Below are 13,036 nucleotides of genomic sequence, written 5' to 3' on the forward strand. Positions count from 1 at the left end.
GCTCAGGGTATCGGGTCGGGCGTGAGGAATCTGCACCATCCGGGCCGCGGATGTGGGACGCTGGGTTCATGGCGCAGATGCACATGGCCAACGCCTTCGATCCCGAATCCGTCCCCGAGGTGCCGGCTCGCACCGCCGAGCTGCTCACCCGGCGCGAGGCCGTGCTCTCGGCCAGCTACCGGCTGTTCTACCGGGAGCCGCTCGAAGTGGTGCGCGCCGAGGGCGCATGGCTGTACGACTCCACCGGCCGCCCCCACCTGGACATGTACAACAACGTCCCGGCGATCGGGCATGCGCACCCGGCCGTGACCGCGGCGGCGACCGCGCAGCTGTCGCGTTTGAACACGCACACCCGGTATCTGACCGAGGGGATCCTCGACTACTCCGAGGCCCTGCTGGCGACCTTCCCGGCGGCGCTGGACCAGGTCACCTATGCCTGCTCCGGGTCCGAGGCGGTGGATCTGGCGGTGCGGATGGCCCGGTTCGCCACCGGTCGTGAGGGTGTCATTGTCTCCGCGCACGCCTACCACGGCACGACGGCGCTGGCGGCGAGCCTGTCGCCGAGCCTGGGGGTCAACAATCCCATCGCCGAGGCGGTGGCGACTGTCGACATGCGTCCGGGAATGGACGTGGAGACGGTCGCCGCCGAGGTGCGGGCGGCAGCAGCCGATCTGGAGGCGCGCGGGCACGGGGTGGCTGCGGTGATCTTCGATTCGATCTTCTCCTCTGATGGGGTGCTGCCTGAACCGGTGGGCGGCTTAGCCGCTGCTGCGGATGTGGCGCGGGCCTTCGGAGGGTGTGTCATCGCCGATGAGGTGCAGCCCGGGTTCGGGCGCACCGGCACGATGTGGGGGTTCTCGCGGCACGGAGTCACGCCGGATCTCGTTGTGCTCGGCAAGCCGATGGGCAACGGGATGCCGATCTCAGCAGTCGTGTCCCGGCGGGAGATCTCCGATGCGTTCGGCGCGAGTGTGCGCTATTTCAACACCTTCGGCGGCAATCCGGTGTGCATCGCGGCAGCCCAGGCAGTCCTCGATGTCATCACCGGGTCGCTGCTGGCCCGGCATGCAGCGCAGCTCGGGCAGGTGCTCGCCGACGGCTTAGCCAGTCGTGCCGAGCGCACCGACCTGCTGGGGGATGTGCGAGCGGCCGGGCTGTTCGTCGGCGTCGATGTGCTCGGGTCCAGTGAGCGGCAGCCAGCTGAGACCGCTGCGGCGATCGTCAACGGGCTGCGCCAGCGCCGGGTGCTCATCTCCGCCTCGGGGCCGGGTGCCGATGTGCTCAAGATCCGCCCGCCGCTGGTCTTCGATGAGGCCGAAGCCGAGGTGTTCTTCACGGCACTCGACGACACGCTTCATGAGCTGAGCTGAACTCGCCACCCGTCCCCCGCGGGGGACGTCACCTGCCTGTGTTGGGTGGGCGGTCATCGTCGCCAGTCTCCCCCGCCTCGGGCGCGGTGTCCGTTTTCGAGGCGGTGGTGTCCTCGGAGGTGACCTCGTCGATGACCTCGCGGGCGACCTCTCGGGCGGTTTCCTTGGCCCGGCGGACCGGTGCGCGGAAGGCTGAGGCTGTGCGCTTCATGCCGGGGCCCACTCCGCGGTAGCTCCATCCGCGGATGCTGCCTGGGGCCCGCCAGCCGCGGAACCAGGCGGTGAGCCGGAAGGCGAAGACGACGCTGGCGGCGGTGATCGTCACCCACACGTTCCAGATGCTCGTCTGCTGGCCGAGTGCTGCCAGCAGGGCGCCGCAGAAGGCGGGGATGATATAGAGCTCAGAGCCGGAGAACACGGCCGGGATCTCGTTGGCGACGACATCGCGCATGAGCCCGCCGCCGACGGCGGTGATGATGCCGAGCATGATCGACCCGTAGACGTTCATGCCGTGCTCTAAGGCGATGATCGTGCCGGTGGTGCAGAACAGCGCGAGGCCGGCGGCGTCGAAGATGACGATCGGCAGGCGAGCGCGTTCGGTGTGCCGGCCGATGAAGTAGACGAGGAGGGCGGCCAGCAGCGGGATGAGCAGGTAGATCGGCTCGCGCAGAGACGTCGGCACCTCCCCGAGGACGACATCGCGGATGATGCCGCCGCCCAGGCTGGCAAGGTAGCCGAGCACCACCCCACCGGTGATGTCGAAGTCCTTGCGCGCGGCGAGCAGGTTGCCCGAGATCGCGAAGGCGAAGACGCCGACGAGTTCTAAGACGAACAGTGCGACTGAGACGTTCACGGCCTCAGCCTACGTCACGCGTCACATGCTCGGTCACCGGCTGCTCCTGCGTCCCCGCGGGGACGTGGTCGGGGCGTCGAACGATCTGGAAAGTCGGTACTCAGCCGTCGACGGCGTCGGCGAGCGCGGTGAGGAGGGCGACCTCGGTGCCGGCTAAGCCGCGGGAGAGGTAGACGCGGCGGCCGTCGGTGCGCGGGCGGACCTCGTTGTTGGCGATCTGGCCGAGCGGGATGATCGCCTCGGCCCCGCCGGGCGGCAGCAGCGCCTCGGGTTCGGCCAGGTGCTGGTCGCGGGCGTCGGTGAAGACGCAGGCGCCGGTGAGCAGGTCGTCGGGGATCTCCGAGCCCGAGGCGGCGGCTGGCCCGAGAGTGGAGATGAGGCAGTCCTCGGCAAGCCAGCTGGTGTCGATGACGGGGCTGGTGGCGCGGGTGGCGAGGACGATAATGCTTGCCTCGCGCACCGCCTCTTCGGCGGTCTCCACGGCCGTGGCGGTGAGACCGTAGCTGCTGGCGGCATGTTCAGCCAGTTCAGCGCGGCGTTTGAGAGTCGGCGCGTAGATGCGCACGTCCTCGATCCCGACGACTGCGCGCAGCGCCCACAGCTGCTGGGCGGCCTGCCGGCCGGCGCCGATGAGTGCGACCCGGTGCGGGCCATCGCCTGCGACATAGCGGGCGGCCGCACCGCCGAGCGCGCCGGTGCGGCGGTTGCCGAGCAGGGAGCCCACCGCGATCGCCTCGAGCGCGCCGGTCTCCCGGTTGAAGGCCGTGACGAGCTGCTCTTCTTCTGCGCCACCGGGAAGCTGCCGGTCGCGCACATAGGACCGGTAGCCCAGATGCGTGGTGGTCGCACCGGCTGTGATGACGAGGGTGCCAGCATCGAGGCCGGCCGCCTGCAGCGGTGCGCGCAGCCGGGGCGGGCAGGCGAGCTCGTCTCGTCCATCGGCGGCGAGCGCGGCGCACATCGTGTCGACGGCCAGGCGCGGGGTCAGGTGGGTGCGGATATCGGCGTCGGTGAAGATGCGCATGCCACTGAGTCTAGGCCGCTGCCAGGAACCCGGCCAGACTGTCCGACCAGGCTGTCCGGCCAGGCTGTCCGGCCAGGGAACTCTGAGGTTCGGCTGACTGATATTCCAGCTTCGCTTGCTTGGGTGGGTCATGGCCGGTCACCCACGGCCGGTCGGAGAACGCACAGATCCCAAGTCGTCAGAAAGGTGGATCCATGTCCTCCGCAATCCCCGCCCCCTCGACCACAACCCCCTCGACCACGGCGCCGACCCAGCGCCGCCGCACCTTTCTCGCCGCAGCAGTCGGCACCGCTGCAGGCATCGGCCTGCTCGCCGGCGGCCTCTCCCCTGCCGCCGCCCACGCTGCCCAGCCGACCGCCGCCTCGGGAACGGTCGCCGAGCAGTCGGCCGAACAGGCCGCCGAACGTTCCTACAGCTCACCGGTGCCGGCCGGCTCCGGCGCCCCGACCAGCGCGTTCGGCCCGCGCGGGGACTCCTTCCACCTCGGCACCGACTACGGAGCGGCCACCGGCACCCCGATCACCGCGGTGACCGACGGTGAGGTGCTGCGCGTCGAGACCGGCAAGAAGGTCGGCGACACGAGCCCGAGCTCAGCGCTCAAGCACCACACCGGCAACGGTGTTGTCGTCAAGCACGGCGCGATCGGCGGTGATGCGATGTACAGCTACTACGGCCACCTGAGCGCCGTCGACGTCAAGCCCGGTGACAAGGTCAAAGCCGGTTCGGTCGTCGGCAAGGCCGGCAACACCGGCAACAGCACCGGCCCGCACCTGCACTTCGGTGTCATGGTCAACAGCGATGAGCCGAACGGCGCGAAGTGGACGTCCGCGACGAACACCGGGTTCATCGATCCGCACGACTGGCTTAAGCGCAAGGGCGTCAACGCCGGCTCCGATGCGCCGGTCACCCCGTAACCTGCACATATCCGCGCACGCTGTGTGCATGAGACCCGCGCCCGAGGTGGGACCCGCCTCGGGCGCGGTCGTGTCTGCAGACGAGATGGCCGGGTTCAGGTGAGCAGCAGCTTGTAACCGGTGTGGCTGGCGGTGAAGCCGAGGCGGTCGTAGAAGCGGTGGGCGTCGGTGCGGGAGCGATCGGTGGTGAGCTGAACGAGACCACAGCCGCGGGAGCGGGCGTGGGCGATCGCCCACGTGAACAGCGCCGTGCCCAGGCCCTGTCCGCTGTGGTCGGCGCGGATGCGCACGGCTTCGATCTGGGCACGCAGCATGCCGTGCCGGGAGATGCCGGGAATGAAGGTCAGCTGGCAGGTGCCCACCACCTCGGGCGCGGGGCCAGGAGTTTCGATCACGAGGAGGAGCTGACCGGGGTCGGCATCGACAGCGTCGAAGGCCTGCCGGTAAGCGTCATCGACAGTAGCGGACTCGCGTGACTGCCCGAGCGGGTCGTCGGCAAGCAGCGCGGCGATCGCTGGAAGGTCTCCTGCGCTGGCGCGACGGACGGTGAACTCTGCACCATCGCGAGTGGTCAGGCGGGTGAGCGACTCGGTCATGGCATCAGTGTCGCACAGCCGACTAGAGCAGCAGGTGGGCCAGCGGGGCGGCGATGAGGATCGATAGGGCGACGCGTTCGAACCAGATGACCACGAGGTGCCACAGCTTGATCGGGATGTCGGTGGCGAGGATCGATGGCACCATGGCGGAGAAGAAGATGATGCCTGAGACCGAGATGATGCCCACGACGAAGCGGGTGACGAGCGACTCGACATCGGCGACCTGGGTGGAGGGCAGGAACATCTCGACGAGGCCGAGCGAAAGTGCCTGGCCGGCCAGCAGCGGTTCGCTCATCCGGGTGATCCAGGTGAACGGGTACAACAGGTAGCCGAACCATTCGAAGAGCGGCGTGTGCTTGGCCAGCAGCAGGCCGATGAGCCCGACCGACAGGATCGAGGGCAGGATCGAGGCGGCCATGTAGATGCCGTCGCGGAAGTTCAGCCAGATGTTGCGCCCGAAGCTCGGTGCACGGTCGAGCGCCTCAAGGGCTTCACCCCAGGCCGCGCGCAGGCGGGATCCGGCAGGCTTCTCCTCCGGCTGGGGGGTCGCTTCATGCCAGTAGTCGTGCGGGATCGTCGACAGCGGCGGGATGCGCACGGTGATCGCGGTGACGAGGAAGGTGACGAACAGGGTGGTGAAGAAATACAGCAGCCAGTGGTCCATGAGATCGAGCGCACTGGCGACGATGATCACGAAAGTCGCTGACACCGTCGAGAAGCCGGTGGCGATGATCGCGGCCTCACGGCCGGTGTACTTGCCCTAGTGGTAGACGCGGTTGGTGATGAGCAGGCCGAGGGAATAGGACCCGACGAAGGAGGCGACCGCGTCGATCGCCGAGCGGCCGGGAGTGCGCCAGACCGGGCGCATGATCGGCTGGACGAGCACGCCGATAAACTCCATGAGCCCGTAGCCGACGAGCATCGCCAGGAAGATCGCACCGACCGGGACGATGAGCCCGACGGAGATGACGAGCTTCTCCCACAGGAACGGCCCGATGTCCTCAGCCGCCAGCCAGGCCGGCGGGGAGGTGAGGATGAGGATCGCGACGATGAGGCCTGCGATGTTGAGGAAGGAGAACACGGTGCGGGTCGGCGAGTCCCGCCAGCTGCCGATGAGGAATGGGCGCACGGTGCCCAGCAGGATGAGAGCCAGCACGATGAACGGCACGACCGGTGCGGCGTAGGTCTTGATGCCGGTGACGATGTGGTCGAGTGGGATCGTGTTGGTGCCGGCGATGGTGATCGGCACGAAGAACATGAAGATGCCGATGGCCGAGAAGACGAAGATGCGCCAGATGCCCCGCGGCCGGGTCGGGGAGCTCGGTTCGGTGCGTGCCGTCATGGTCGGTTCTCCGCGGAGGTTCAGTGGAGCTTTCCCGGTCACTGTAAGGCATGTCACCTGAGCTATGAGCGCCCGGGCATGGTTCGCTGTCCGATATCGCGGAATTCCGGCTGGCGTGCCGGGCCGATACTCACAGGCGGGAATGAGCGATTCTCAGCTCGAATGTCAGCGGTGTTGTTTATGCTTGGGTCAGGGGAGCGAGAAAGGTGAAAGCCATGACGCCGCAGATCCAATGGGAAGACTGTCTCGACAACCAATCCATCCTCAACGACCTCACCGAAGCCGCTGAGCAGTCCCGGCGCGAAGTCGCCCGCTGCGAACAGTGCCTGCGCATCACGGCCGGTGATCCGAACCTCGACGGCGATGAACGCGAAGCCCTCATCGAAGCCGCTGACGAAGCCCGCGAATCCCACGCCGAACTCCTCGCCCAACGGCTGCTGCTGGAGGAGAAGCTCCATTCCGACATCGCGCATCTGACGCGCGAGGCGATCGACGAGTTCGTCCTCGTCTACGGCGAGCGCCAGACGGACTCACCCGGCAGCCCGTCGGCCGGCGTCTGACAGGCGCCGTCGCTGCCGTCGCCGAACCGCTACACTGACCCAGGTGCTGCCGCCTGGGGGTCGCGTGATGCCCGGGCTGTGCACCTGAGATGACGCTGCACATGACGGGAGGGTTCGGTGGCTGGGACTGCTGATGCGCCGCGGCGAGCGCGCGGCTGGGTGCTGCTCATCGTCGCGATCATCGCCGAGGTGTCGGGCTCGCTGTCGCTCAAGGGCGCTCTGACCCACCCGGCGCTCTACGCCGTCGTGGTGGCCGGCTTCCTCATCGCCTTCACATGCCTGGCCGGGGTGCTGCGCGCCGGGATCAGCCTGGGGGTCGCCTACAGCGTGTGGGCGGCCTTCGGGGTCGCACTCACCGCGGTGCTCTCGGTCATCATCTACGCCGAGCCGTTCTCCTGGCTCATGAGTGCGGGCATCATCGTCATCATCGCCGGGGTGCTGTGCATCGAACTCGGCGCCCACGCCGCGAACCGTTCAGTCGATGGGCTCGAAACCGCTGAGGGGCCGGCATGATCGCCTGGGTGTTCCTCACCGCTGCGATCGTCTCCGAGGTCGCCGGCACCCTGTGCCTGCGCATGGCCGTCACCGGCGGCCGCATCTGGTACGCCGCCGTCGGCCTCGGCTATATCATCGCGTTCTCGTGCCTGTCGCTCACACTCGCCAGCGGCATGGATCTGGCCGTCGCCTACGGCATCTGGGCCGCCGGGGGTGTCGCCCTGACCGCGCTGCTGACTCACCTGCTCTTCCGCGAACCGCTCACCTGGGTGATGGGATTGGGCATTGTGCTCGTCGCAACCGGTGTGCTGATGGTTGAGCTCGGATAGGGGCTGAGTACCCCGCCGCCGAGGTGGTCCTGGCGCAGTCTGGCAGCATGCCGTTAGCGTCCGGTCCCGTCGTTGCAGAGGCAGCCAGGACCGTGCACGATCTCCGGTGCTCGGGTTCCCGAGTCCGTTCCTGCGGTGGTCTGGTCAGCTGGCCTCGATCTCAACCCCTCGACGTCACCGGCGAGTCGGATCTGCGATGGCTGGAGTCGCTCGTCTGGCCCGAGCACGAGGCTCGAAGGCAACGACTGCGGGCAGCCGCTCAGATCGTCGCCGCAGACCCGCCGCGAATTGTCACCGGGAATCTGCTCACCGACCTCGATTCCCTCATCGCCGAGGCTCCGGCAGAAGCGACCGTCGTTGTGTTCCACTCGCCGGTGCTCGCCTACGTGAATGCAGAAGCCCGCCGAAAGTTTGCTGATTCGATGGCCGCGCAGCCCTCAGTGGTGTGTGTCAGCAATGAAGGCGCGGGCGCGTTCCCGGAATTCGATGAAAGCGTCGCCCAGCAGGCCAAGGGACGGTTCGTCCTCGCAGTCGACGGCGAACCCGTCGCATTCACTGGACCGCATGGTCAGTCGTACCGGGGACTCACCCCGAGACCCGCCGACTTCTAGGCAAAACCCACAGCCGCTACCCCGGGTCTATTGCCGACGCTCGAGATAGAGAAATTCCTCTTCCCTCAAAGCGTATTACGTAATACAATAAGAAGTATGTCGAAGCGCATTATCAATGGACACGAAGTCTCGGACGAGCAAGTACAGGCCTGGGCAGACGAAGCAGAAGCCGGTTACGACGTCGATCAGCTGAAGCGGCGCTGGGGACGGCCACCCCGTGCTGAGAAGGCCTCCCAGGTCATTCCGACACGCTTTTCCGACTCCGAGCTGGCAGAGCTGATGGAGCGCGCGGATCGCGAGGGCATGGACCGCTCGACCGCAATCCGCACTGCAGTGCGAGAGTGGTCAGCAAAGTGATCGTCTCGCCATCGGCTCGAAAGCACGGGATCAGCGATGAAGACGCCTTGTGCGCCGCGACGGCAGTTCTCGCCGGTGGCCCACTGGATGACGAGCACCCGCGACGGGAACTGCGCATCGGTCTCGACACTAAGGGAAGACTCCTCGAAATTGTGGTGCTCATATGGGACGACGGAGAGATTGAGATCATCCATGCGATGAAGGCACGAGCCGAATATCGCCGCCTCGTGTTCTGACGTCACGGCAGCCAGATCGGTGACGGCTTCGCGATCCACGACGCGTTTCACGACTTCTGTTCGCCCGCCGACCGGAACGCCCCGTCAGTGCGGCATGTTCGCAAAGCGCGAGCGCGCACCCTGGAAGGCGACCTTGATCTCGCCGGTCGGGCCGTTGCGGTGCTTGGCGACGATGATGTCGGCCTCACCGGCGTGCGGGGACTCCGGATCGTACATGTCCTCACGGTGGATCAGCAGCACCATATCGGCATCCTGCTCGATCGAACCGGACTCGCGCAGATCCGAGATCATCGGCCGCTTGTCGGTGCGCTGCTCAGAGGACCGGTTGAGCTGCGAGAGCGCGATGACCGGGACCTCGAGCTCCTTGGCCAGCAGCTTGAGCGACCGGGAGAACTCCGAGACCTCCTGCTGACGCGACTCCACGCGTTTGCCGGATGACATCAGCTGCAGGTAGTCGATGACGATGAGCTGCAGATCGTGCTGCTGTTTGAGCCGGCGGCACTTCGCGCGGATCTCGGTCAGCGCCATGTTCGGCGAGTCGTCGATGTACAGCGGCGCATCGTGCATCCGCGACATCTTCGCCGCCAGCGTCGTCCAGTCCTGTTCGGAGACCTCACCCCGGCGCAGGTTCTGCAGCGGCACCCCGGATTCGGCGCTGAGCAGGCGCATCGACAGCTCCTGCTTGCCCATCTCCAGGGAGAAGATGACGGTGCACTGACGCGCGGCGATCGCCGCCGAGCGGGCCATATCGAGGGCCAGCGTCGACTTGCCGACGCCAGGGCGGGCAGCGATGACGATCATCTGGCCCGGATGCAGACCGTTGGTGAGGTCATCGAACTCGGTGAAGCCGGTCGGCACGCCCACGGTGTCATCGCCGTGCTCGCCCATCCGCTCGATCTCGTTGGCAGTGCTCTCCATGATCTCGCCGAGGCGCACATAGTCCTCAGCGGTGCGCCGCTCGGTGACCTGGTAGATCTCAGTCTGTGCGCGGTTGACCAGATCGTCGGTGTCGCCCTCGGCGTCGTAGCCCATCTGCACGATCCGGGTGCCGGCTTCGACCAGCTTGCGCAGCATCGCGCGTTCGCGCACGATCTGGGCGTAGTAGCCGGCGTTCGCCGCAGTCGGCACCGAGGCGATGAGCGTGTGCAGGTAGGTTGCTCCGCCCACTCGGGCCAGCGATCCGGCCTTCTGCAGGGCGTTGGCGACGGTGACCGCATCGGCAGGCTCGCCGCGGGCGTAGAGGTCGAGGATGACGTCGTAGATCGTCTCGTTGGCCGGCTTGTAGAAGTCCTCGCCGCGCAGCGTCTCGACGACGTCAGCGATCGCGTCTTTCGACAGCATCATGCCGCCGAGGATCGACTCCTCGGCATCGAGATCCTGGGGCGGGGTCCGCATTCCGGCCTCTGCCCGCTGCCACTGATCGTCTGTCATGCCGCCTTTCCGTCCGCTGTCTGCTGTCCCACTGTAGCCGCTCAGCCACGTGCCGACACACCCGTCTGCAGGCGGGTGTGAATGGCCCCGCACGCGAGGTGCCGGCCGCATGTGGACGCGACCGGCACCTCGGGAACGGGGCTGTGGATCCCCGGTGTCAGCGGGTGGTGACCTTGCCGGTGATGCCGGCGATCGCCTGCATGAACATCGGGCGGGCGGCGATCCAACCGGCGGCCACGACGATCATCGCGATGGCGAACATGATGAAGCCCCACCAGCTCGTGGCGTTGTCACCGGTCCACGAGAACATCATGTTGAGGTTGTGCCGCATGCCGGTGGTGAAGACGAGCAGCACGTGGATGAAGATGAAGCCGACGAAGTAGAACATCACCGGCAGGTGAATGGCACGCGCGACCGGAGCCGGGTAGGCCTTGGAGATCGGCCAGGTGTTCTGCCAGATCGGCGACATCCGCACACCGGAGATCGCTGCCAGCGGGGCGGCGATGAAGATCGTGACGAAGTAGGCCATCACCTGCAGGGCGTTGTAGTTGACCCAGGCCATCTCCTGTGGCCAGTCGAACGACAGGTACTGCAGGCCGGCTGAGACCATGTTCGGGAAGATGTCCCAGCTGACCGGCACGACGCGCGCCCAGTGGCCGCTGGCGAACAGCAGAATGACGAAGATGAAGCCGTTGAGCAGCCACAGCACATCGAGGCTCAGGTGCAACCACAGGTAGATGCTCATCTTCGTCGGTTCGGCTGCGCCCTTCTTCCGCTTCTTCACGGTCCGCGTCCAGTAGGCCTCCGGCTTCTGCTGCACGCGCACGAGCCACCCGGAGCGGATGATGAGGACCATGAGGAAGATGTTGAAGAAGTGCTGCCACTGCGCCCACCACGGGAAGCCCTCCGGGGTGCCGGCAGGCAGCTCTGAGTGGCCGGGATACTTGGCGAGGAACTCCTGGCCGCTGGCCGAGCCGAGGAACATGCGCGAGAGCACGCCGGCGATCGCCAGCACAACGAGTGCGATCGGGACGATCCAGACGAGCTTGAAGAACGGCGATTCGCGGAACGGGGTGCCGCCGCTCTTCTTCTTTTTCTTCTTGCGCTTCTTCTTGCTGTCCGCTGCTGCCATGAGGGTCTCCTCCGCCGAAGTTCCACAGCCTGATGGTCATTGACTCTGACACCTGACTTTAGCGCCTGTGGTCCTCCGGCGGGGCATCGGGTCCCGTTCCCGAGGTGGAATCGCCGGCTTGCCTGATCGGACGCCGTTGTCTGAGAGACCGGATCCGCCAGAATCGATCCCCCCGACTGGAGCTCGACCTGCCAAATGGCTGCCGCCTCGGCTGCGGGGCAATCACCGCCTGCGGTGATGAGCTCGGTGAGTTCGCGTTCATCGTGATGACCGCCCTCGAATCCGGGTTCTCCGAGACTGAGGTCACGTGCGATAGCGAAGGCATCGAAGTGACTGCGTCTGCGATTCGGACGATGAGCGCAAGACGCTGCACGGTCTGCGACTCCACGCTGCTTGATTACCTCGCGCAGAACTGCGGTCACAGTTACTACGACGCCGGGCACGCGCCGCGGCTGCCGCGTCATCACCGGTCACTGCTGCGTCGCCATGGCCGGGGATACGGCGATCTCGTGACCGGACCGGAATCCGCGCCCGGCCCTCACGCCGCTGGGGCCGCGGATTTTGCGCCCGGTGCTGGTCGGCGTGCGCACCGTGCCCGAGGCGGTGGCCGGCGAACGCTGGCTGCGTCTGGGTCTGACCGGCGTCGCGGTGGTGGCAGCGGTTGCGGCGGCCGCGGCGATCAGTATGAGTATCGCCGATCCGCTAGGGGCGAATTTCGCGGTGCCAATCATCTGGCCGTCGGCTTCGCTGGTGAGGAGGCGCGGTCAGTCGTCCCGACGGGCCGCCGATTTCTCCAGTGCCGCCATGCCCGGCATCTGCGATCCGTATTCCGCGCGGAAGGTCGCACTGACCTCGTGGGCGGTGCAGCCGAACATCTCGATGGCGGGATTGTCGTTGCCGCAGTCGGAGACCAACACCGTCGGAGCGGGCACGTCGAGGTCGACGCAGCGTTTGAAGCGAACCCCGGGCACCGATTCGAGTGCTGAGAGGTCGGTGACGAAACCACAGCCGTAACCGCCGCCGATGAGCGCGAGCTGGCCGCCGATGGAATCGCATTCGATGATGTCGCACGGGTCGAAGCCGCCTCGGTCGCGACATGCGGTGACCACCGCGTCGAAGTAACGCGTGCCGCGCTCACGGGAGAACATGACCAGGGTGCTTTGGGCCAGGTCGGAGAGCGCGATCTCCTCAGCTTCAGCGACAGGATGGAAGTCGGGCATTGCAACGATGAGCTGCTCATCGAGCAGACCTTGGATGCGGAACGGCGAACCCTCATCGTCGCGTGCGGTGCCGTGACGCAGTCGGGTCAGCGCCAGGTCGACACTCTTGGCCTCCAGGGCAGCGTAGAGCGTCGGTGAGTCCCCTTCGAAGACAGATACGTCAATGGTCGGGTAGGCGCTGCGGAACTGCTGCAGGATAAGCGGCAGCAGCCGGCTGCCCGAGACTGGGCCCACGCCGAGGGCAAGCGTTCCGACCTCCTCATCGCCGGCGCGCGATACGCGCCGCACAAGCTGACGGCTGCGCCGCAGCAAAGAGGACGCTTCGCCACTGAGCTCGCGGCCGGCAGGCGTCAGCGACACCCCTCGCGCATGCCGTGTGATGAGCGGCGCCCCGAGCGCCCGTTCGAGCAGTCTCAGCTGAAGACTCAGCGCAGGCTGCGAGATGTGCAGACGGCGAGCAGCATTGGTGACATTCAGCTCCTCTGCGACCACAGCGAAGTACTCCAGCCGCTTGAGCGTCACATCAACCATAAGTTTCAGCTCTTCCTCAGATCAGAAAAGAGTAT

At 66.7% G+C, this 13,036-nt stretch carries 16 protein-coding genes; 8 read left to right on the top strand and 8 right to left on the bottom strand.

What is annotated here, in order from left to right; genetic code table 11:
- The first annotated feature begins 68 nt into the window (after nucleotides 1–68).
- On the top strand, nucleotides 69–1,370 hold the full coding sequence (locus M3C25_RS02305) for an aspartate aminotransferase family protein (protein ID WP_259854837.1): 1,302 nt from the start codon (nucleotides 69–71) through the stop codon (nucleotides 1,368–1,370).
- A 28-nt stretch (nucleotides 1,371–1,398) separates the two neighbouring features.
- Here M3C25_RS02305 and M3C25_RS02310 read toward each other — a convergent pair whose 3' ends face one another.
- Together M3C25_RS02310 and M3C25_RS02315 are read right to left on the bottom strand one after the other, a co-directional pair.
- Nucleotides 1,399–2,223, bottom strand: a complete 825-nt coding sequence (locus M3C25_RS02310) for a trimeric intracellular cation channel family protein (protein ID WP_311200475.1) — start codon at nucleotides 2,221–2,223, stop codon at nucleotides 1,399–1,401.
- Between the two features lie 100 nt (nucleotides 2,224–2,323).
- The gene (locus M3C25_RS02315) at nucleotides 2,324–3,247 is read right to left on the bottom strand and encodes an ornithine cyclodeaminase family protein (protein WP_259854838.1); all 924 of its coding nucleotides are present in this window, start codon (nucleotides 3,245–3,247) and stop codon (nucleotides 2,324–2,326) included.
- 194 nt (nucleotides 3,248–3,441) lie between these two features.
- Here M3C25_RS02315 and M3C25_RS02320 point away from each other — a divergent pair, with 194 nt between their 5' ends.
- Nucleotides 3,442–4,161, top strand: coding sequence for a M23 family metallopeptidase (locus M3C25_RS02320; protein ID WP_311200476.1), 720 nt, complete (start codon nucleotides 3,442–3,444; stop codon nucleotides 4,159–4,161).
- Nucleotides 4,162–4,256: 95 nt separating this feature from the next.
- On the opposite strand, the gene M3C25_RS02325 is transcribed toward M3C25_RS02320, so the two are convergent.
- From M3C25_RS02325 to M3C25_RS13095, 3 genes are read right to left on the bottom strand one after another with little or no spacing between them, the layout of a single operon-like run.
- The gene (locus tag M3C25_RS02325) at nucleotides 4,257–4,757 is read right to left on the bottom strand and encodes a GNAT family N-acetyltransferase (protein WP_259800409.1); all 501 of its coding nucleotides are present in this window, start codon (nucleotides 4,755–4,757) and stop codon (nucleotides 4,257–4,259) included.
- Between the two features lie 22 nt (nucleotides 4,758–4,779).
- A complete protein-coding gene (locus M3C25_RS13090) occupies nucleotides 4,780–5,466 on the bottom strand; it encodes a YjiH family protein (RefSeq protein WP_311200477.1) in 687 nt (228 codons plus the stop codon).
- A gap of 51 nt (nucleotides 5,467–5,517) precedes the next feature.
- Nucleotides 5,518–6,099 carry a nucleoside recognition domain-containing protein gene (locus tag M3C25_RS13095; protein WP_311200478.1) on the bottom strand — a complete coding sequence of 194 codons (582 nt, stop codon included), beginning with the start codon at nucleotides 6,097–6,099 and terminating at the stop codon, nucleotides 5,518–5,520.
- Between the two features lie 215 nt (nucleotides 6,100–6,314).
- Here M3C25_RS13095 and M3C25_RS02335 point away from each other — a divergent pair, with 215 nt between their 5' ends.
- The 6 genes from M3C25_RS02335 to M3C25_RS02360 all read left to right on the top strand — a co-directional run bounded on the left by M3C25_RS02335 (nucleotide 6,315) and on the right by M3C25_RS02360 (nucleotide 8,687).
- Nucleotides 6,315–6,659: a hypothetical protein gene (locus M3C25_RS02335; RefSeq protein WP_259854840.1), complete on the top strand. Its 345-nt coding sequence runs from the start codon at nucleotides 6,315–6,317 to the stop codon at nucleotides 6,657–6,659.
- 117 nt (nucleotides 6,660–6,776) lie between these two features.
- Nucleotides 6,777–7,172: a DMT family transporter gene (locus M3C25_RS02340; RefSeq protein WP_259854842.1), complete on the top strand. Its 396-nt coding sequence runs from the start codon at nucleotides 6,777–6,779 to the stop codon at nucleotides 7,170–7,172.
- Nucleotides 7,172–7,483, top strand: a complete 312-nt coding sequence (locus M3C25_RS02345) for a DMT family transporter (RefSeq protein ID WP_259854873.1) — start codon at nucleotides 7,172–7,174, stop codon at nucleotides 7,481–7,483. Before M3C25_RS02340 ends, M3C25_RS02345 begins: the two co-directional genes overlap by 1 nt.
- A 92-nt stretch (nucleotides 7,484–7,575) precedes the next feature.
- Entirely contained in the window at nucleotides 7,576–8,094 is a 519-nt protein-coding gene (locus M3C25_RS02350) for a DUF2332 family protein (protein ID WP_259854843.1), read from the top strand.
- 96 nt (nucleotides 8,095–8,190) lie between these two features.
- Nucleotides 8,191–8,451: a ribbon-helix-helix protein, CopG family gene (locus M3C25_RS02355; RefSeq protein ID WP_102162481.1), complete on the top strand. Its 261-nt coding sequence runs from the start codon at nucleotides 8,191–8,193 to the stop codon at nucleotides 8,449–8,451.
- Nucleotides 8,448–8,687 (top strand): BrnT family toxin, encoded by a 240-nt coding sequence (locus tag M3C25_RS02360; protein WP_259854844.1) that lies wholly within the window; start codon nucleotides 8,448–8,450, stop codon nucleotides 8,685–8,687. Before M3C25_RS02355 ends, M3C25_RS02360 begins: the two co-directional genes overlap by 4 nt.
- A gap of 84 nt (nucleotides 8,688–8,771) precedes the next feature.
- Here M3C25_RS02360 and dnaB read toward each other — a convergent pair whose 3' ends face one another.
- The 3 genes from dnaB to M3C25_RS02375 all read right to left on the bottom strand — a co-directional run bounded on the left by dnaB (nucleotide 8,772) and on the right by M3C25_RS02375 (nucleotide 13,001).
- Nucleotides 8,772–10,118, bottom strand: a complete 1,347-nt coding sequence (gene dnaB, locus M3C25_RS02365) for a replicative DNA helicase (protein WP_217007233.1) — start codon at nucleotides 10,116–10,118, stop codon at nucleotides 8,772–8,774.
- A gap of 157 nt (nucleotides 10,119–10,275) precedes the next feature.
- Nucleotides 10,276–11,250 carry a cytochrome b/b6 domain-containing protein gene (locus M3C25_RS02370; RefSeq protein ID WP_259854845.1) on the bottom strand — a complete coding sequence of 325 codons (975 nt, stop codon included), beginning with the start codon at nucleotides 11,248–11,250 and terminating at the stop codon, nucleotides 10,276–10,278.
- 764 nt (nucleotides 11,251–12,014) lie between these two features.
- Nucleotides 12,015–13,001 carry a LysR family transcriptional regulator gene (locus M3C25_RS02375; RefSeq protein WP_259854846.1) on the bottom strand — a complete coding sequence of 329 codons (987 nt, stop codon included), beginning with the start codon at nucleotides 12,999–13,001 and terminating at the stop codon, nucleotides 12,015–12,017.
- Between the last annotated feature and the right edge of the window lie 35 nt (nucleotides 13,002–13,036).

Source organism: Brevibacterium luteolum, from assembly GCF_025147615.1.
Lineage (GTDB): Bacteria > Actinomycetota > Actinomycetes > Actinomycetales > Brevibacteriaceae > Brevibacterium > Brevibacterium luteolum.

Excerpts from the sequence above, each read along its gene's own strand:
- M3C25_RS02335 (WP_259854840.1), top strand. The coding sequence starts at position 6,315 with ATGACGCCGCAGATCCAATGGGAAGACTGTCTCGACAACCAATCCATC.
- dnaB (WP_217007233.1), bottom strand. The coding sequence starts at position 10,118 with ATGACAGACGATCAGTGGCAGCGGGCAGAGGCCGGAATGCGGACCCCG.
- M3C25_RS02315 (WP_259854838.1), bottom strand. The coding sequence starts at position 3,247 with ATGCGCATCTTCACCGACGCCGATATCCGCACCCACCTGACCCCGCGC.
- M3C25_RS02320 (WP_311200476.1), top strand. The coding sequence starts at position 3,442 with ATGTCCTCCGCAATCCCCGCCCCCTCGACCACAACCCCCTCGACCACG.
- M3C25_RS02355 (WP_102162481.1), top strand. The coding sequence starts at position 8,191 with ATGTCGAAGCGCATTATCAATGGACACGAAGTCTCGGACGAGCAAGTA.
- M3C25_RS02375 (WP_259854846.1), bottom strand. The coding sequence starts at position 13,001 with ATGGTTGATGTGACGCTCAAGCGGCTGGAGTACTTCGCTGTGGTCGCA.
- M3C25_RS02305 (WP_259854837.1), top strand. The coding sequence starts at position 69 with ATGGCGCAGATGCACATGGCCAACGCCTTCGATCCCGAATCCGTCCCC.
- M3C25_RS13095 (WP_311200478.1), bottom strand. The coding sequence starts at position 6,099 with ATGACGGCACGCACCGAACCGAGCTCCCCGACCCGGCCGCGGGGCATC.
- M3C25_RS02370 (WP_259854845.1), bottom strand. The coding sequence starts at position 11,250 with ATGGCAGCAGCGGACAGCAAGAAGAAGCGCAAGAAGAAAAAGAAGAAG.
- M3C25_RS02325 (WP_259800409.1), bottom strand. The coding sequence starts at position 4,757 with ATGACCGAGTCGCTCACCCGCCTGACCACTCGCGATGGTGCAGAGTTC.